The sequence below is a fragment of the Kitasatospora sp. NPDC050463 genome, assembly GCF_040655255.1.
Lineage (GTDB): Bacteria > Actinomycetota > Actinomycetes > Streptomycetales > Streptomycetaceae > Kitasatospora.
In genome coordinates this window covers 12,140-29,754 of sequence record NZ_JBFAJO010000027.1, presented here as the reverse complement: position 1 = coordinate 29,754, position 17,615 = coordinate 12,140, and the positions used below count along the sequence as shown (strand labels likewise).

General features: G+C 73.9%; 15 protein-coding genes. 2 read left to right on the top strand and 13 right to left on the bottom strand.

Features of this window, described 5'->3' with window-relative positions:
- Positions 1-11: 11 nt before the first annotated feature.
- The 12 genes from AB0J08_RS18810 to AB0J08_RS18755 all read right to left on the bottom strand — a co-directional run bounded on the left by AB0J08_RS18810 (position 12) and on the right by AB0J08_RS18755 (position 12,963).
- Positions 12-692, bottom strand: coding sequence for a methyltransferase domain-containing protein (locus AB0J08_RS18810; RefSeq protein WP_360634832.1), 681 nt, complete (start codon positions 690-692; stop codon positions 12-14).
- Between the two features lie 5 nt (positions 693-697).
- Positions 698-1,837, bottom strand: coding sequence for a BtrH N-terminal domain-containing protein (locus AB0J08_RS18805; RefSeq protein WP_360634829.1), 1,140 nt, complete (start codon positions 1,835-1,837; stop codon positions 698-700).
- Entirely contained in the window at positions 1,834-2,724 is an 891-nt protein-coding gene (locus tag AB0J08_RS18800; RefSeq protein WP_360634826.1) for an NAD(P)-binding domain-containing protein, read from the bottom strand. The genes AB0J08_RS18805 and AB0J08_RS18800 overlap by 4 nt, the downstream gene beginning before the upstream one ends.
- Positions 2,721-4,055 carry an AMP-binding protein gene (locus tag AB0J08_RS18795; protein ID WP_360634823.1) on the bottom strand — a complete coding sequence of 445 codons (1,335 nt, stop codon included), beginning with the start codon at positions 4,053-4,055 and terminating at the stop codon, positions 2,721-2,723. Before AB0J08_RS18795 ends, AB0J08_RS18800 begins: the two co-directional genes overlap by 4 nt.
- Entirely contained in the window at positions 4,052-5,104 is a 1,053-nt protein-coding gene (locus AB0J08_RS18790) for a zinc-binding dehydrogenase (protein WP_360634820.1), read from the bottom strand. Before AB0J08_RS18790 ends, AB0J08_RS18795 begins: the two co-directional genes overlap by 4 nt.
- Complete coding sequence (locus AB0J08_RS18785) at positions 5,101-6,561, bottom strand: cobalamin-dependent protein (protein WP_360634817.1); 1,461 nt, start codon at positions 6,559-6,561, stop codon at positions 5,101-5,103. The genes AB0J08_RS18790 and AB0J08_RS18785 overlap by 4 nt, the downstream gene beginning before the upstream one ends.
- Positions 6,558-7,805, bottom strand: a complete 1,248-nt coding sequence (mfnA, locus tag AB0J08_RS18780) for a tyrosine decarboxylase MfnA (protein WP_360634814.1) — start codon at positions 7,803-7,805, stop codon at positions 6,558-6,560. Before mfnA ends, AB0J08_RS18785 begins: the two co-directional genes overlap by 4 nt.
- Positions 7,750-8,670 (bottom strand): deoxyribonuclease, encoded by a 921-nt coding sequence (locus AB0J08_RS18775; protein ID WP_360634811.1) that lies wholly within the window; start codon positions 8,668-8,670, stop codon positions 7,750-7,752. The genes mfnA and AB0J08_RS18775 overlap by 56 nt, the downstream gene beginning before the upstream one ends.
- Before the next feature lie 7 nt (positions 8,671-8,677).
- Entirely contained in the window at positions 8,678-9,523 is an 846-nt protein-coding gene (locus tag AB0J08_RS18770; protein ID WP_360634808.1) for a sugar phosphate isomerase/epimerase family protein, read from the bottom strand.
- 85 nt (positions 9,524-9,608) lie between these two features.
- A complete protein-coding gene (locus AB0J08_RS18765) occupies positions 9,609-10,247 on the bottom strand; it encodes a class I SAM-dependent methyltransferase (RefSeq protein WP_360634805.1) in 639 nt (212 codons plus the stop codon).
- Positions 10,248-10,314: 67 nt separating this feature from the next.
- On the bottom strand, positions 10,315-11,424 hold the full coding sequence (locus AB0J08_RS18760; RefSeq protein WP_360634802.1) for a 2-deoxy-scyllo-inosose synthase: 1,110 nt from the start codon (positions 11,422-11,424) through the stop codon (positions 10,315-10,317).
- 249 nt (positions 11,425-11,673) lie between these two features.
- Positions 11,674-12,963 carry a TrpB-like pyridoxal phosphate-dependent enzyme gene (locus AB0J08_RS18755; RefSeq protein ID WP_360634799.1) on the bottom strand — a complete coding sequence of 430 codons (1,290 nt, stop codon included), beginning with the start codon at positions 12,961-12,963 and terminating at the stop codon, positions 11,674-11,676.
- A gap of 388 nt (positions 12,964-13,351) precedes the next feature.
- Here AB0J08_RS18755 and AB0J08_RS18750 point away from each other — a divergent pair, with 388 nt between their 5' ends.
- Both AB0J08_RS18750 and AB0J08_RS18745 read left to right on the top strand, forming a co-directional pair.
- Complete coding sequence (locus AB0J08_RS18750) at positions 13,352-14,014, top strand: GyrI-like domain-containing protein (RefSeq protein WP_360634796.1); 663 nt, start codon at positions 13,352-13,354, stop codon at positions 14,012-14,014.
- A gap of 393 nt (positions 14,015-14,407) precedes the next feature.
- Positions 14,408-15,277, top strand: coding sequence for a helix-turn-helix domain-containing protein (locus AB0J08_RS18745; RefSeq protein WP_360634793.1), 870 nt, complete (start codon positions 14,408-14,410; stop codon positions 15,275-15,277).
- 93 nt (positions 15,278-15,370) lie between these two features.
- Here AB0J08_RS18745 and AB0J08_RS18740 read toward each other — a convergent pair whose 3' ends face one another.
- Complete coding sequence (locus AB0J08_RS18740) at positions 15,371-17,431, bottom strand: discoidin domain-containing protein (protein WP_360634790.1); 2,061 nt, start codon at positions 17,429-17,431, stop codon at positions 15,371-15,373.
- Positions 17,432-17,615 lie beyond the last annotated feature (184 nt).

The following is a 17,615-nucleotide window of genomic DNA, read 5'->3' as shown; positions in this document are numbered from 1 at the left end:
CTCTCCGGTCGTCAGGTGGCGCGTCGGTGCTCGACGGTGAGTGCCATCGGGCCGTCCGGGCCGACGGCCCAGTCGGCCATCCCTGCGGCGTCGAGCCGTTCGCGCAGTTCGGCGCCGGTCCAGGCGCCGCGCAGGGAGTCCAGGTAGGTGCGCAGGCGGTACCGGCCGTCGGGCGAGTCGTCGGCGGCCATCTCGCGCAGGGTGTATTCGAGGATGAAGGGGTCCGGGTCCCGGCGCAGGTCGTTGACCAGCAGCCGGCCGCCGGGGGCCAGGGCCTGCGCCAGCTCGCGCAACAGGTCGGCCGGTTCGACGCACTCGCCGAGCGCGTGCACGCTGTAGACCAGCGGGTGGCGCCGGGCGAGGGCGGCGGGCAGCGGGCTCCCGGCCGGCCAGTGGTCGACGGGTGCCGCGTCGCCGAGGCGCCCGCGCAGCGGGGCGACGGCGCCCGGGTCGGTGCAGAGCACCCGCAGGTCGACCGGGCGGCGCGCCAGCAGCAGGCCGGCGAACCCGCCGTAGCCGGGGCCGACCTCCAGCACCGGGCCGTCCGTGCAGGCGCTCTCCAGCAGGTCGAGGAACTCCTCCTTGTACTGGTTGCGGGCGGCCACGTACCGGTCGTACGCGAGGCGGTCCGCCTCGTCGGAGAGCCGATGGCGGGTCGGCGTCCGGACGGCCGGCAGCAGGCCGGTGGACACGCCGCTCACACCTCCCTCAGCAGGGCGAACAGCTCCCGCTCGGTCTCGGCGACGGAGCTCAGGGCGGCTCGCAGCTCGCCGGCCAGCCGCTCGCGCACCGGGGCGAGCCCGGCCGCCGCGGCGGCCCGCAGCCCGGGCAGCCGCTCGCCCAGCAGTGCGGCCCGGGCGAGGGCGGCGGCGCCGCCGTCGAGCAGCTCCGCCTCCCGGGCCCGGTAGGCGGCGCCGAGTTCGGCGAACTCCGTCGTCCAGTCGGGCAGCAGCAGCGCGATCACCCGCTCCCAGCGCCCGGCGCTGTCGGCGCAGAGCAGGGCGGCGTCGGCCAGCCGGTGGTCGCCGGTGAGTTCGGCCGCCTCGGCCAGGAACGCCCGGAAGAGGTTGCGGAAGGCGTTCCCGCCGGTGCCGGCCAGCTCGAAGTCGACGTAGGCGCCGGCGAGTTCGTCCACCACGGCGTCGGCGGCGGTGTCGCTGAGCAGCAGGTGCCGCAGGCCGGCCCCGTAGGAGTCGAGGCCGCGCAGCCCGAAGCTGGGCACGGGCGGGTGCAGCATCGCGCGGCAGGAGTGGCGGATGCCCTGGCGGATGTCGTCCTCGGTGGGGTGCCGGGCGGCCTTCCAGTCGGCGCGCAGCAGGGCGTGCCGGGGCGGGAAGGGCTGGTGGGCGGAGGCCCGGGCGGTGGCCAGTTCGGCCGTGGTGAGGGTCTGCGGGCGGGCCGGGCGGTCCGAGACGGTGACGGTGCCGCGCCGGCGGTCGTGGCCGAGGACGACGATCGCGTGGCCGCCGAAGTGCCGGGTGGCCTGGAAGTACGGCAGGTGGAAGAGGTCCGCGTAGATCACCGCCGGACCACCCCGGTCGAGTTCGGCCAGCAGGTCGTCCAGGGCCCGGTCGGGGTCGTCGGTGACGGCGACCTCCAGGTCCAGGCCGACGCCGGCCGCCATCCGCCGGGTGAACTCGGGGAACGGGCCGTTGCGCCCGCCGGTGAAGCCGCGCCCGCCGGGCGGCGCGGGCATGTGCATGAAGTTGATGCCGCCGGCCACGCCGAACAGCATCGCCTCGGTGATCGGCAGGCCGTGGGCGGCCAGCTGCTTGCGCATCGAGGCGGTCTCGCAGTGGGCGCCGCCGTGCGGCACCTCCGGCGGGGTGGTGGTCATGCGGGTCCTCCCGGGGTGACGGGGCGTTCGGCCCAGGCGGCCCAGCCGAGCGCGTCCGGCGGGACGAGCGCGGTCGGCGGCGGGGTGGTCGGCTGCGGGCCCTTCGGTGTCCGGGCGGCCCGTGGCGCGGTGACCGGCCGCGCCGTGGCAGTGGCAGTGGCGGTGGCCTCGGCGGCGATCTCGTCCAGCACCGAGCGGGTGTAGGGGTTGGCGTCCGAGGGCGGGTAGTCCAGTGCCGTCCCCACGAAGACGTTGCGGACCGCCGCCCGCACGATGTCGGTGGGCAGGCCGCGCCCGGTCAGCTCGGCGGCCAGCTCGGCGCAGGCGCGCAGGGCGGCCTTGGTGGCGGCGCGGTTGGCCGGGCCGACGCACGCCTCCGGCCCGAGCACCACCTCGCCGAGGTCGGCGGCCAGGGTCCGCAGCAGTCCGATCCGGCGCGGCGCGGAGGTCACCAGGACGGTCTTGAGACCGAGCGCCACCGCGGTGAACTGGCAGACCGGTTTGAGGCCGACCACCTCCACACCCAGGTCCGGCAGGTCCTCGGTGGGCACGCTGGTCGCCATGTTGACGAACAGCGCCCGGCGGCCGACCTGCTTGGTCAGCGCGGCGAGCCGGCGCAGCGCGGCCGCGGTCTCCTGCGGCGGGACGCAGAGCAGCACGGTGTCGGCGGCCGAGAGGATCTCGCGCTGGTCCATGTCGGGCAGCGAGAGCTCGGCGGCGACCCGCCGGGCCACCGCGGGGTCGCTGTCGTTGAGCAGTACCGGGAAGCGCTCGGCGAGCCGGTCGGCCAGCACCGCGCCGAGCCGGCCGAGGCCGACCACGGCGATCGTCCCGGGGTCGTTGTGCCGGGGTTCGGCCGGGTTGCCCGGGCGCGGGTCGAGCGTCATGAGACCGCCTCCAGGTCCTCGATGGTCAGGCTGCCGGGCTTGAGCATCCGGTCCATCGCCCGCCGCACCTGGGCCCGGTCGATCGGGGCGACCGCCGCGGGCACCCCGAACTCGGCGGTGACCCGCTCGGCGACGGCGGCGCAGAGCGCCGTCGGGTCCTCGATCTCGGCCTCCACCCGGATCTCCAGCCGGTCCCCGGTGACGCCTGCGGCCCAGTAGAGGCCGGCGCCCTCGGTGGCGAGCACGGTCTGCTCCAGCGCCAGCTTGTTGATCCGCTGCCCGCCGACGATCAGCTGCTCGCTGACCCGCCCGTGGTGGGAGAGCACCCGGCGCGGGCTGCCGCAGGCACAGGGCTCGGCGCCGACGGTGACGAAGTCCCCGCTGCGGTAGCGCAGCAGCGGCATGGCCCGGCCGGCGAGCGAGGTGATGACCAGTTCGCCGGCGGTGCCGTCGGGCACCGGGTGGGTGGTCTCCGGGTCGATCACCTCGAACAGGTGCCGGTCCTCCGTCAGGTGCAGGCTGCCCCGCTCGCAGACCAGGCCGAGCGAGTTGGTCTCGGTGGAGCCGTAGGCGTTGGAGAGCCGGACGCCCCAGAGCGCGGCGATCTTCTCCAGCTTGGCGGGCGAGCAGGTCTCGCCGACGTAGAGGAAGGTCCGCAGGCCGATCTCGGCCGGGTCTCGCCCGGTGTCCTTCAGCATGTCGTAGAGGCGCAGCGCCCGGCTCGGTGTGCAGACCAGGGCGGTCGGGCGGACGGTCCACATCATCTCGACCATCCGCTCGAACGGGCAGACCAGGCTGAGCGTGCCGACCGGCACCACGGCCGCGCCGTTCTGCTCCAGTGCCCGGTCCAGGTCGTACGAGGCGAAGGCCAGCTCGTAGGGGATGGCGATGAAGGCGAGGTCGCCGGGGCCCAGGACGTGGCCGACGGACTGCTCGACCGCGACGTTGCCGCGGATCCAGTCCTCGTAGGTGATCATCGACGAGGTGGGGCTGCCGGTGGTGCCGGTGGACTCGCCGTAGCGGATCAGCTCCTCGCGGCCGACCGCGAGCAGGCCGAACGGGTAGGCGCCGCGCAGCTCCGCCTTGGTGGTGAAGGGCAGCGTCCGCAGTTCCTCGACGGTGCCGGGCCGCAGCGTTCCGTGGCGCTGCGCCCAGTGGTCGCGGTAGAACGGCGAGTTGGCGAAGGCGTGGTCCAACTGGCGCCGCAGCAGCGCGAACTGGTGGTCGGGCACCTGGTCGGGGCTGAGCTTCTCGAAGGCCGCCAGATCGGCGAGCGCGGCCTCCCGGATCTCCGGATAGCGCAGGTGCGGGGGGCGGTCGGCGGTGGTCACCGGGCATCCTCTCCAAACATCAGCTGGGTCTTGATCCGGGTACGGGGGTCGAGTGCGAAGGCCTCCGCCGCCCGCTCGGCGGGCAGCCGGTGGGTGACCAGCAGGGCGGCCTCCTCGCGGTGGCCGGCCAGGAACTCCTGGGCCCGGTCGAAGCCGCCGGTGCCGCCGATCGAGCCGACCAGGGTCAGCGCGTTGGCCACCAGCAGGTCGGTGCGCAGCGCAGCGCTGCGGCGCAGCCCGAAGCAGAGCACCCGCCCGCGTGGTACGGCGCAGGCCAGTGCGGTGGCGAGGCCGTCGGCGCCGCTGGAGCAGTCCACGGTCAGGTCGTAGCGGGCGGTGGCGGTGAGGGCGGCGTAGCCGCCGGCCGACCGCGCGGCGGCGTCCGGCTCGGGTGCCTCGGTGCGCACCCGGGCGTTCGGCAGCAGCCGCCGGACGGCGGCGGCCTTCACCCGGTCCGCCTCCAGCAGCTCCACCTCGCCGGCCCCGTACGCCCCGGTGAGCAGCAGGTACGAGGCGAGGCCGAGGGCGCCGGCGCCGATCACCAGCACCCGCTCGTCGGGGCGCGGTGCGATCCGGTGCAGGCCCTGGGCGGCGACGGCGAAGAACTCGGAGAGCGCCAGCAGTCCGGGGCCCAGGCCGTGCGTGTCGGGGTAGAGGTAGCGGCGGTCCACCGTCCGCAGGCGGGTCGAGAAGCCGTCCACGGTGAGGCCGAACTTCTCGATCCGGGTGCAGACGTTGCGGTCGGTGCCGCACCGGGGGCAGTCGCCGCACCAGCGCGAGCAGTCGCCGGTGACCCACCGGCCCAGCAGCGCCCGGCCGTTGCTCCCGGTGTCGAGCACCAGGCCGGACCACTCGTGGCCGAAGCGCAGCGGGTAGCTGCTCGGGCCGCCGTAGGCGCCGTCGTACAGCGCCTGGTCGCTGCCGCACAGGGTGACCCGGTCGACCTCGACCAGCACCTCGTCCGGGCCGAGCGGCGCGGTCGGCGGCTTCGCCTCGCCGACGGTGAGCCGGCCGGGGCCGGTCAGCCGGAGGTCCGCCCCGGCGCTCACCGCGCACCGCCCGCGGGCGGTGCCGGGAGCGGCGGCAGGTGCTCGCCCAGTTCGGCCTCGATCCGCTCGCTCTCGGCACGGGCCATGGTGATGCGCTCGCGCAGGCTGATCGAGTTGAGCCCCCACCACAGGTACCAGTTGTCGTTGGCGAGCACCCGCGCCTGGATCTCGTCGAGGAGGGTGTCGTCCTCGATGACCGCGCGGGAGCAGTAGTACTTGGGCACGATGAATCGCTCCGTTCCGGTGATCATTCCCTCGGCGACGGCGGTGGCGTGCAGGGCGGTGCCCCGGCAGACCCGCAGGCCGAGCGTCCAGAAGGCGTGCACGTCGGGCGTGGCGGGCGGGACGAGCCGTTCCATCACGTCGAAGGTCTCGCGGACCGAGGCCCGGTCGTCGCCGGGGCTGCCGATGAACAGGCAGTGCTCGACCCGGATGCCGGCCTCGACGAACCTGCGGTGGGAGTCGACGATCTGGCGCTGCCGGAAGTTCTTCTTCAGGCCGCGCAGGATCCGGTCACAGGCCGAGTCGGTGCCGAACTCCACGTAGTAGCAGCCGGTCCGGGCCATCAGGTCGACCAGCTCGGCGGTCACGTTGCCCGGGTTGACCATGCAGGACCAGGGCATCTCGATGCCCCGCCGGACGAACTCCCGCAGGACCTCCAACGCGTAGTTGAGCGGCAGGTTGAACACCCCGTCGACGATCTCCAGGACCTCCAGGCCCTCGTCGCGCAGCCGCTCCACCTCGTCGGCCACCCGGGAGACCTCGTCGAACTTCACCCCGGTGCCGTCCACCAGGAAGTTGCTGCAGAAGACGCACTCCAGCACGCAGCCCTTCTTGGTCTGGATGGTCGCCGGCACCTTGAGGCTGCGGTCGTGCGTCTCGTACGAGTAGCTGAAGTACCGCTGGTCGTACAGCGCCGGGTCGGGGCGGGCCGCCTTGCGGTAGTCGATCCGGAAGACCGGGTCGCGCCGGTGGTGTCCGCCGCCCGGGAGCGGGCGGATCACCCCGGGCACGTCCAGCGGTTCCTCGCCCCGGGCGAGGTGGTCCAGCAGCGGTTGGACGGACTCCTCGGCGAAGCCGGTGATCCCGTAGTCGGCCCGGACGAAGTCCATCAGGTCCTCCGGGACGGTGGAGAACCCCGGACCGCCCAGCAGCACGGTGACGCCGGGCAGTTCGTCACGCGCCCAGTCGGCCACCTCGCGGGCGAGCGGGGTGTAGACGACCGGCTCCAGCATGCTCTGCGAGTCGACGTTGCGGATCGAGATCCCCACCACGTCGGGCCTGAACGCGCCGACCGCCGCCCGTACCACCGGCTCGTCCTCCTCCTCCCACATCAGGTCCAGCGTCTCGACCTGGTGCCCGGCGGCCCGGGCCTGGGTGGCGATGGTGACCATGCCGATCGGCAGCACCGGCCGGAAGGACTTCAGCTTGTTGATCGAGACGAAGAGCACCTTCACGGCCGGCCCCCGTCGAGCTCGGCGAGCACCGTGACCAGGTGGCGCAGCTGCCGCTCGCTCTGGTGCCAGTGCACGACCAGCCGCAGCAGGCCGAGCCGGCGGGCCACCGAGGCGATCAGGCCGCGCTCCTCCAGGGCGTCCACCAGCTTCTCCGGGCTCGGGTGGCGGACGGTCACCACGGTGAGCTCGGGCCGCGGGGCCACCTCGAAACCGGCCTCGGTGAGCAGCCGCACCAGCAGCGTCCGCCGCTCCCAGAGCCCGGCCACCGACGCCCGGTAGCCGTTGCGGCCCTGGGCGCGCAGCGCCGCCCAGGTGCCCAGCAGCGCGCCGCCGGGCCGGGTGCCGAGCAGCGCGTGGTGGTCGAAGGTGCCGCGGTAGTGCGAGGAGGTGCGCAGGGCGTCCGGCGCCTCCCGGTCGCGGAACAGGACGTGGCCCGCGGGGATCGGCGCGCCGCCGTACTTGTGCGGGTCGAGCGTGATCGAGGAGACGCCCGGGACGGCGAACCCGATCGGCGGCAGCGGCTCGCCCAGCTCACGGGCGAACGGCACCAGGAAGGCGCCGGTGGCGGCGTCCACGTGCACCGGCACGCCGAGGGCCGAGGCGTGTGCGGCGATCGCCGGCACGTCGTCCACGGCGCCCGACTCCGAGCTGCCCGCGGTGGCCACCACCAGGGCGGTGTCCGGGGTGACCAGCGACAGCAGTCGCCCGGTGTCGACCCGCAGCCGGTCGTCGGAGGGTACTCGGACCACCTCCACCGCCAGCAGCGCGGCGATCTTGTCGAAGGAGAAGTGCGCGCTGTCGCCCAGCAGCACCCGGGCCGGCGCATCGGCCCCGAACCGGGCCCGGTGGCGCCGGAGGGCGGCGAGCACCGCCAGCAGGTTGGCCTCGGTGCCGCCCGAGGTGGCCACCCCGGACGCCCCCGGGCCGTCCATCAGGTCGGCCAGCATGGCCGTCACCTCGGCCTCGGCGCGGGGCAGTGAGGGGAAGATCCGGTTGTCGCCCAGGTTGGCCTGCTGGTGGGCGGCGAACACCTGCTCGGCCACCGGCAGCGGCGTCGAGCAGATCGAGTTGAAGACCGTGCCGTCCCGGTAGTCGTGGTCGTCCGCGCAGAGCCCGGCCAGCTCGGCCAGCACCTGCTCGACGGGCGCGCCCCGGTCGGGCAGCCCGTGCGGGCGGGCGCCGGCGGGCTCACCCGGCGGCGGTGACCCGGTGGGGGACGGCGAAGAACTGGGCAGCGTTGCCATGAGCGAGAGCCCTCACGATCTGCTCGGGGACACCATGGAGTCGGAGCCGGTGCACCGTCCGGGCCAGACCCAGCGGGTCGGCCGAGCCGAAGTGCAGGCCGGTGTTGAGCATCAGCCGCTCCGGGCCGAACCGCTCCAGCAGGCCGAGCACTTCGCGGTGCGACTGCTTCTCGCGGACCTGGAACAGCGCGTCCTGGCGCGGTGCGACGGCGATGCCGTACCCGCCGAGCCCGCGCAGCGCCGGGTGCTCGGCCAGCAGGTCGATCCGCTGCTCGTCCAGGTCGAGCAGGGCGATCGTGGCGGGGTCGATGCCGGCCCGCTCCACCGCGCCCGCCAGCGGCGCCAGCATCGCCCGGAAGGCCGGCAGCGCGGGCGGCGACTCGACCAGCACCGGCACCGCGCGCGCCGACGCCAGCTTCAGCTGCCGTTCCAGCACCTCCACCTCGTCCGGGCCGCCGCCGCGCAGCGACACCTCGCCCAGCGCCCGCACCCTCGGGTGGTCCAGGTACTGCTCCAGCACCTCGATCCCGGCCAGCGCGCCGCGCAGGCCCGCCATGTCGGCCGCGTGCACCGCGAGCGCCACGTGCAGGTCGATCCCGTACGCGGCGGCCCGTGCGGTCTCGGCCCCGGCGAGCCGCTCGAACCGGGCGGCGAAGGCGCTGCCGGAGTCGCGGGCCTCCAGCGAGGCGGAGCACGGCGCGAGCGCGGTGAGCACCCCGCTGACGGCCATCAGCTCGTAGTCGTCCGCGTTGCGCAGGTCGGTGTGGATGTGGTGGTCGAACAGCGGGGTCAGACCGGTCCCGTGCAGGGCCCGGGGGGCCAGCGGCGGCGGGGGCGGCGGCGGGCCGGGGCGGTCGGCGGGCACGGCCGGGTCAGCCCTGAGGGCCGGCGGCCGCGGCGGCGATCGCGGCGGTCAGCACCTCGCGGCTGCGGCGCAGCGCGTGCTCGTAGCGGTCGGCGTGGTTGTACAGCTCCACGCTGACGTAGCCGTCGTAGCCGCCGCGCCCCAGCACCGAGAAGAAGCCGGCGAAGTCGATGTCGCCGTCCCCGGGGATCTCGTGGTGGTGCACCCGGCCCTTGATGTCCTCGACCTGGATGATCTTCGTGTAGGGCAGGTTCCGCTCGACCGAGCCGAGGTAGTCCTCCTCCACCACCCGGCAGTGCCCGAGGTCCTGGGCGAGGGCGAACCGGTCCGAGGCCAGCGCGTCGGCCAGCCGGGCGACCCCGTCGTTGCTCTCCAGGAAGAACTCCGGCTCGGGCTCCATCGCCAGCACCGCGCTGCCCGGGCCCTCCAGCACCTGCCGCACGCCCTCGTCCAGCCACTGCCGGGCCTGTGCCTCGCCCACCTCGGGCTTGCGCTTGCCGGTGGCGAAGTTGACGTACGGGATGCCGAGTTCGTCGGCGATCCGGACCGCGCGCAGGACGAGGTCGACGCGCCGGGCCCGGCCCTCGGCGGTGGGGTGGATCAGCGAGGGCTCGAACCGCTCCTCGCCGAGCAGGTTGTCGGCGCCCGCGGCCAGGCAGCAGGCCGTCAGGCCGGAGCGTTCCAGGGCCTTGCGGATCGGCGCGGCCTCGGCGGGGCCGAAGGTGAACGGGTCCAGGTGGGCCGGGTGGAGCGAGAGCTCGATCCCCTCGTAGCCGGCGTCGGCGACCGCCTCGATCGCGCGTTCCACCGAGATCGTCCGCAGGCCGTTGGCGTTGTAGGCAAGCTTGACCACGACAGTTCTCCTTCTCCGTTGCTGATGGATCGTCAGGTGCTGGGCTGTGGGCCGCCGTCGGGGTGGCCCTCGGTGCCGGTGCGCCTCACTTCTCCGCGGTGGCGTGCACGTGGAAGTCGTGCCAGGTGCGCAGCTCGATCCGCTGGAATCCGGCGGCGCGCAGCATCTGCTCCACCTCGTTCAGCGAGAAGCGCAGGTGCACCTCCTCGGGGCCCGCGCCGTCGGGCTGGCGGGCGTACCAGGCCTCGATCTCCCGGTTGCGCTCCTTGTCGGCGGTCTTGCGGTAGTCCGCCAGGGCGACCCGCCCGCCGGGGCGCAGCACCCGGTACATCTCGGCGATCGCGGCCGGTGCCTCGTCCGCCAGCTCGTGCAGCACGTAGGTGGAGATCACCAGGTCCGCGGCGGCGTCGGCGAGGGGCAGCGGTACCACCGGGCTCACGGTGCGGGTCAGCCGGTCGGCCACGCCCTCCCGGGCGGCCCGGGCGGCGAGCACGTCCAGCAGCTCCGGGCTGCCGTCGACGCAGTGCACCGAGCCCTGCGGCCCGACCAGCCGGGCGGCGGGCACGGCCGCGTAGCCCGTCCCCGCGCCGACGTCGACCACCTGCTGGCCGGGGGCGGCGCCGACGCTGCGCAGCAGGTCCTGCACCTCGCCGAGGGCCCAGCGCAGCGGGCCGTCGAGCCGGTAGACCGTCTCGGCGATCTCCGGGGCATGCGCGTCGTACATGGATGACTCCTTCGGGAGGCCGAACAGGCCGTCGGGGCCTGTGAGTTCAGCGGTGGGCGGTGGGGGCTCAGGCCTCGGCGAGGACGCTCTTCAGCAGGGGCTCGGGCACCGGCGTCTCGTGGTCGCCGTCGACGATGTGCACCCGGCCGACCTCGGGTACCAGCACGAACCGCACCGCGCCGCCCGCCCGGCGCTTGTTGTCGCTGAGGATGACCTCGACGATCCGTTCCGGGGTGAACTCCCGGGGCACCGTGGTCGGACTGCCGATCAGGGTGCCCAGCAGGTGCTCCTGGCGGGCCAGCACCTGCGGGGCGGTGATCCCGAGCCGGATGCCCAGCCGGGCCGCCGCGCACATCCCGATGCCGACCGCCTCGCCGTGCAGCAGCGCGCCGCCGGAGAGGAACTCCACCGCGTGGCCCACCGTGTGGCCGTACTCCAGGATGATGCCGGCGCCGCGCTCGCCCGGGTCCTGCGCCAGGATCCCCAGCTTGCTGCGGACCACCTCGTGGCAGACCCCGAGCAGGTCGTCCCGGATGCCCGCCACTCCGCCGGCCAGCAGGCCCTCCATCCGGTCGACCCACGCGGCGTCGTTGACCAGGCCGTTCTTCAGCGCCTCGACCAGGGCGCTGCGGTGCTGGCGCTCCGGTTCGCTGCGCAGCATCGCCACGTCGGCCCAGATGAACAGCGGCGCGTGGTAGACGCCGAACTGGTTCTTGCCGAGCGCGCCGTTGATCGCCTGCTTGTTGCTGAGGGTGCCGTCGGTGAGGTTCAGCATGGTGGTCGGGATCTCGACGAAGCGCAGGCCCCGGTAGACCATGGCGGCGGCCAGTCCGGCCAGGTTGCTGATCATGCCGCCGCCGAGCGCGCCGACGATCGAGTCCTTGGTGGCGCCGGCGGCCACCAGCCGCTCGCAGAGGGCGGTGAGTTCGGGCCAGCCCTTGACGCCCTCGCCCTCGGCCACGGTGACGAGGTTGACGGCGACGCCCGCCCGGCCGAGCCGGTGCGCGAGGTCCCGGCCGAACAGCTCGTACAGCGGCTGGCTGGTGACCAGGTAGAACTCGTCGAACGCGTGCCGGCCCAGGTACTCGGGCAGCCGGTCGCCGATGGACTCGCCCAGATAGTACGGGCAGCTTGGGCTGGTCCCGCTGGACAGCTCGATGATGGTTCCGTCGGACACGTCGGTCCTTTCGTGCGCGGTGTCGGAACGGGTGGTGTCGGAACGGGTGGTCCCGGGGTGCTCGGTCCCGGCGCGCGTGGTCCCACGGCGCGCGGTCGTGGTCCGGGTGCTCCCTTCGGCGCGCCTCGTGCGCGGGGGTGGTGCTCCCGGTGGTGCGGGCGAGGCCCGGCCACGCGGTGGCGTGCTCCCGGTGTGCGTGGTCGGCGGGGCGCTCCGGACGGTGTTCGGGCCGGTCGGGTGCGACGCGGGTCAGCGGTGTGCGAGGTAGCCGTCGAGGTCGAGCAGCCCGTTGCCGCTGACGCAGGCCACGATCACCTCGTCCCGCCCGGTCTCCCGGGCCAGCACGGCGCGGTCCACGGCCGCGCGCAGCGCGTGGCACGACTCGGGCGCGATCAGCATCCCCTCGGTGGAGAGCACCAGCCGCCCGGTCTCGAACGCCTCGGCCTCCTCGTACGCGACCGCGTCCAGCAGCCCCTCGCCGCGCAGCACGCCGATGAGGGGCGAGCCGCTGTGCTGGCGCAGACCGCCGACGTGGGTCTCCGGGAGCTCGTAGTCCCGGCCCAGGGTGTACGACTTGCCGAGCGGGGTGACGCCCTCCGGGTCGGCGTGGTCGTAGCGCAGGGTGCCCCGGGTGAGCCGGGGGGCGCTCGCGGACTCCGCGCCGAGCAGCAGCAGCCCGTCGCCGCGCTCCGCCTTCTCGGCCAGGTAGGGGCCCATGAAGCCGCCGAGGTTGCTGCCGCCGCCGACGCAGGCCACCAGCGCGTCCGGCTGTTCGCCGAGGGCGGCCAGCTGGGCCTTGGTCTCCTGGCCGATGACGGTCTGGTGGATGAGGACGTGGGCCAGGTTGCTGCCGGAGATGTAGCGGGTCTCCGGGTGCAGCGCGGCGTGGCTGATCGCCTCGCCGATCGCGGTGCCGAGCGAGCCCAGCAGGTGCCGCCCGTCGCGCAGCAGGGCCTTGCCGACCGGCGTCCGCTCGCTGGGGGAGGCGTGCACCTCGGCGCCGAGCATCTCGATCAGCGCGCGCCGCCCGGGCTTCTGGTGGGCCGAGACCCCGGCCCAGTAGATGACTGCCCGCAGGCCGAAGCGGCGGGCGGCCCAGGCCACCGCGTGGCCCCACTGGCCGGCGCCGGTCTCGGTGACCAGCGTGTCGACGCCCTGCTCGGCCGCGAAGTGGGCCTGGGCGATGGCCGAGTTGAGTTTGAAGCTGCCGGTGGGCAGCACGTCCTCGCGCTTGAGGTAGATCCGGGCCGGGGTCTCCAGGTGGCGCTCCAGGGCCCGGGCCCGCAGCAGCGGGGTGGGGCGCCCGATCGACGCCAGCTCCTCGCGCACCCGCTCCGGGATCGCCAGGAAGGGTTCGGTGGCGCCGTCCTGGGCCCGGACGGCGTCGAGCCGGATCCGCTGCTGCAGGGCGAGCCGGGAGCCCCAGGCGTCGTGCTCCGCGCCCTCGGGCTCGCGGGGTGGCGGGACGGGGCCGGGCAGGCTGGGGACGAGGTTGAACCAGTGCGAGGGGACCTCATGGGGGTCCGCTGCGGCCGACACCGACACGGGGGTCCATTGGGCGGCTGGAGTCACGATGCATCCCTCTCGTCATCCGGATGGGGGAACCGCGCACGTCAGTTCTCGCAGCGAAACGACCGGGTGAGAAGCGGTTGGAGAGTTGTTGACCGGCTCAGTCAAGCTTTGGATCGGTTGCCGGGGGAGGACTTGACCGCAACGGTGGAAAAGCCGTCCCGGACCGGCCCGCTCCTGGGCGAAGCCCGGGTCAGCGGCCCGGCCCGGCGGCCGGGTGACGGCACCGGATCGCGCGACCGGGCGCGCGGTGACCGTCGCCGCGCCGTCTCGTTCGCCCCTTGCGGGGGCCTCCGGCCGCCCCGACCCACCGGCGCCCCGGGCGCCCCGATCCGCAGCCGTACGGGAGTTGTGCACCATGAGTACCACCGGCAAGACCGACAACACCGGCAAGACCGAGAAGATCGACCACCGCAAGCTCGGCGGCGCGCTGTACGGCGCCAAGGCCGTCCCGCAGGCGCTCGACGTCCCCGAGTTCGCCTTCCTGGCCGTCGACGGTGTCGGCGACCCGCAGCAGAGCCCCGAGTTCGGGGCCGCCATCGCCGCGCTGTACGCGGCCTCGTACGCCCTCAAGTTCGCCGTCCGGGCCGACACCGGGACGGACTACGCGGTCATGCCGCTGGAAGGGCTCTGGCGCAGCAACGACCCGCACTTCGACGCCGTCTCCGTGGACTCCTACGGCCCGGGCGACCGGGCCGGCTGGGAGTGGACCCTGCTGATCCGCCAGCCCGTCCCCTACACCGACGCGCAGCTCGCCGCCGCGCTGGCCAAGGCGGCGGCCAAGGCCGGCGCCGAGACGACCGGCCGGCTGCGCCGGGAGTCCTTCGCCGAGGGCCGCTGCGTCCAGGTGCTGCACAAGGGCCCGTACGAGACGGAGCCGCGGACGGTGAAGCTGCTGCACGACTACCTGCACACCGAGGGTCTGCGTGAGGCCGGCCGGCACCACGAGATCTATCTCTCGGACCCGACCAGGACGGCCCCCGAGCGGCGGCGCACCATCCTGCGCCAGCCGGTGTCCTGAGGCGTCGGCACACCCGGGCACGGGCCGGTGGCCGCCGTGGCGCACCTCCGCGCACCGGCTCCGGCCCGCTGGACAGCCTTGGACGCCCCCCCTAGCATCGTGAGAATCCCCGTCAGGGCCGACAGCCCGTTCGGGGCCCGTCTTCGCCCGTCCCCGGGAGCTGCCGTCACGGCAGTGTCCGTTCCCCGGCCAAGCTCCGGGGCGATCTGGATCCGGACGTCCGACCCTGGCGCGCACGGGGGGTTGCCGCGCAGGTAGGCATTGAGGTGCGATCGATTGACGTGCCATCGGTCGGTCCGTCGTCAGGCGTCGGCCCCACAGGCCCGGAATCGGCTCCGGTGGCCCGTCGGATCCCGCCCGGCGGACCCGAGAAGCGGAGGGCTTCAGTCTGCTATGAAGATCGACACGCTGAGCAGCCACGACGAGCGTCTGCGCCGGGCCATCCCCCACATCGTGGCCCAGGTCAGGGACGGTGAGGCGGCCGTCTCCCTGGAGGAGCTGGCGATGGCCACCCACACCTCGCCCGACTACCTGCGCCGGGTCTTCCGGCACCAGGTCGGGGAGCCGATCCACCGCTACGTCCGCCGGCTCAGACTCTCCCTGGCGGCCTACCGGTTGGTCTACGGCGACCGCACGATCATCGACATCGCCGTCAGCGCCGGGTACAACTCGCACGCGGCCTTCACCCGCGCGTTCCGTTCCGCGTACGGGATATGTCCCACCGACCTGCGCACCAACCCGCAGAACACGGCCTGGCCCACCGCCGGCGCGGCCGGCACCGACATCCGCCCGGCCGCGATCCCGCAGCGCCGGGTCGCGTTCTACTCCCACCTCGGCCCGATCGACAGCGCCGACACCGCCTGGGAGCGGCTGCGCGGCTGGCTCACCACCCACGGCCACTGCCCGGCCCGCTCGAAGGCCCTGGGCGTCTCCTACGACGACCCGGACTTCTTCATCGGCGCCCGGACGCGGCACGACATCTGCGTCCCGGTCCCGGACCGCTTCGACCCGCAGAGCCGGGACGGCATGGGCGTCCAAGTGGTGCCCACCTCCAGCGGACTGGCGATGCGTCACGTCGGGCCGCCCGAGCTGATCCCGTTCACCTACATGCACCTGGCGGTCAGCGCCGCCACCAAGGGCATGCAGCGCACCGAGCGTCCGCCGCTGCCGTACTACCTGGAGTTCTCGTCCTTCCCGTCGGCCCACCCCGAGCGCCAGGTCGCGGTGGACGTCTATCTGATGCCGCACATCTGCCGGAATTGAGCGGAGCGCGCCCGGGCAGTGGGCACGCCCCCCACACCCCACGCGCGCCCCGGGCAGTCGCCCGGGGCGCGCGCACTCCTGTCGGGAACCGCGTCAGGTGCTGTAGACCCCGACCTCGTAGAGCGAGTAGCCCCACTGCGTGCCGCGCTGGAGCCCGTGGACCCGGACGTACCGGGCCGGCACACCGGTGAACCGTGCGGTCTCCAGGCCGCCGCCACCGGTGCTGGTGGACCACACCGACTGCCAGGTGGCGCCGTCGGTGGAGACCTCGATCCGGTACGCCTTCCCGTAGGCGCGCTCCCAGTCCAGGGTGACGCGTCCGACCAGGGTGGTGGCCCCGAGGTCGATCCGCAGCCACTGGTCGTCGCTCCAGTCGCTGGCCCAGCGGGTGCCCGTGCTGCCGTCGATCGCCCGGTCGGGGGCGTAGCTCGTGAACGGGTTCCACTCCGCGGAGCCGGCCGTGGCCGAGGAGCCGGCCGCGAGGTTCGTCGCGGCCCGGTGGTGCTCGGCCGCGCCCCAGGTGCCGAGGTAGGACTCGGCGCCGCGGAAGAGGTCGTCCACCACGTCCTGGCCGCCGACCAGCCGGATGTCCTCCAGCCAGTCCGGGACGAGGCCGTAGTGCGCCGCGCCGTCGGTGTTGAGGTCCCAGGTGCGTGCGCCGGTGGTCTGCCGCTCGACGACGGAGCCGCCGTCGGCGGTGCGGAACGGGTAGCGGACCGGGTTCGGGGTGTTCGCGCCGCGCGGGGCCGGCCAGCCGCCGAGACCGTTCATGTCGGTCCCGTAGCCGTAGCCCACCCCGTACTTGTCGCGCAGCGCGTCGGTGCGCTTGGCCTCCGAGCTGAACGCCTCGGCGCCGTTCATGTACTGGGCGACGAAGCCGCCGAGCCGGTAGACCCGCTCGGTCCAGTCGAGGTCCATCCAGCTGTGCGAGGAGATCACGCCCGGGTACGAGGCCGATTCGAGGATGTCGAAGGCGCGGTCGGCCGCCTTGACGCTCATGTGGTCGACCTCCAGCATCATCTTGCGCTGCATCATGCCGCGCACCGCGTACTCGCCGAGCTCGGTGAGGCCGCGGGTGTTGCACTGCGCGCCGGCGGCGTACGACGGGACGGCCACTCCCGGTGGCAGCGAGCTCTCGGCGCCCGGCGCCGGGGCTAGGCCGATCGGGTTGTCGTGTTGCGGCCCGGCGCACTGCTCCGTCGCCCAGAAGGTGCCGGTGGACAGGAACTGGCCGACGTTGATGGCCGTGCCGAGGCCGCCCTCGTCGAAGCGGACCCCGCACAGCGCGTTGTCGAACTTGTGGCACAGGAACATGCTGCGCACGCCCAGGCCGTAGAGCTCGTCCAGGCCGCGGTCGATGTCGGCCCGGCTGCACTGCGCGACGTCCAGGATCTGCTTGCAGCCGAAGGGTTCGGAGGTCTCCACGCCGAGGACGACGGCGAGCTTGCCCTGCTTGACCACCTCGCGGGCCTGCGCGCTGTCGGTGACGATCCGGAACCAGCCCTTGCCCGCCCCGCCGTACATCCGGTCGATGTAGGCCTGCAGCTCGTACGTCTTGCGCGCCTGGAGGCGGATGGAGTCCATCTCGTCGCAGCCGCGGTCCTTGAAGAAGTAGATCGAGCAGATCACCCCGTTGGTGACCAGGTCGTTGACCAGCACCCGCTGGCCGCCGCGCCAGGCCCGCTCGACCCAGGCGTAGTAGTTCTGCTCGTGGGTCAGCGAGTCGTGGGCCGGCCAGTCCTTGAAGGTGGGCCAGCCGACCGGGTCGTGCTTGCCGTCGCCGCCCTTGGTGACGAAGTCGAAGACCGCGAGCGAGCCGTCGGGGTAGTGCTCGGGACAGTCCTTGAGCGCGTCGGCGATCCCCGACTCGGAGAACGTGCTGCCGCACAGGAGCCGGCCGCCGAAGGCCTCGTTGGACATCAGGTGGTCGTGCGCGTCGACGAAGCCGCGCACCCGCCCCTGGGCGTCGGTGCCCCGGAAGGGCTCGCCGGTGACGCCGATCTGCGAGTCGGGCGCGGGCCGCGCGACCGGGTTCCACCAGCCCGTCTCGCCCGAGGCCCCGGGGGCGGGGGCGGCGAAGAGCAGGGAGAGGAGGGTGAGGAGGGAGGCCAGGGCCGTGAGGAGTCTGCGCCGGCGGTGGGGGTGTGGGGGCATGGATCACCACTCAGGTCTTCGGTGCGCGGACGACGCGGAGGAACGGCCGCCGGCCCGGGGCACCTGACCGCCCGGCCGGCGACTGTCATGTCCCGCGTACTCGGTGTGACGAGAATCGCCACTGTTGGATTCCGAGTCAATAGGCGCGGACGGATGGCCCGTTGACGCACCGGGCCGGTCGGTC

Bases quoted from the DNA above. Each gene is read 5' to 3' on its own strand.
- AB0J08_RS18805 (WP_360634829.1), bottom strand. From the start codon at position 1,837: ATGACCACCACCCCGCCGGAGGTGCCGCACGGCGGCGCCCACTGCGAG.
- AB0J08_RS18800 (WP_360634826.1), bottom strand. From the start codon at position 2,724: ATGACGCTCGACCCGCGCCCGGGCAACCCGGCCGAACCCCGGCACAAC.
- mfnA (WP_360634814.1), bottom strand. From the start codon at position 7,805: ATGGCAACGCTGCCCAGTTCTTCGCCGTCCCCCACCGGGTCACCGCCG.
- AB0J08_RS18765 (WP_360634805.1), bottom strand. From the start codon at position 10,247: ATGTACGACGCGCATGCCCCGGAGATCGCCGAGACGGTCTACCGGCTC.
- AB0J08_RS18750 (WP_360634796.1), top strand. From the start codon at position 13,352: ATGAGTACCACCGGCAAGACCGACAACACCGGCAAGACCGAGAAGATC.
- AB0J08_RS18745 (WP_360634793.1), top strand. From the start codon at position 14,408: ATGAAGATCGACACGCTGAGCAGCCACGACGAGCGTCTGCGCCGGGCC.
- AB0J08_RS18740 (WP_360634790.1), bottom strand. From the start codon at position 17,431: ATGCCCCCACACCCCCACCGCCGGCGCAGACTCCTCACGGCCCTGGCC.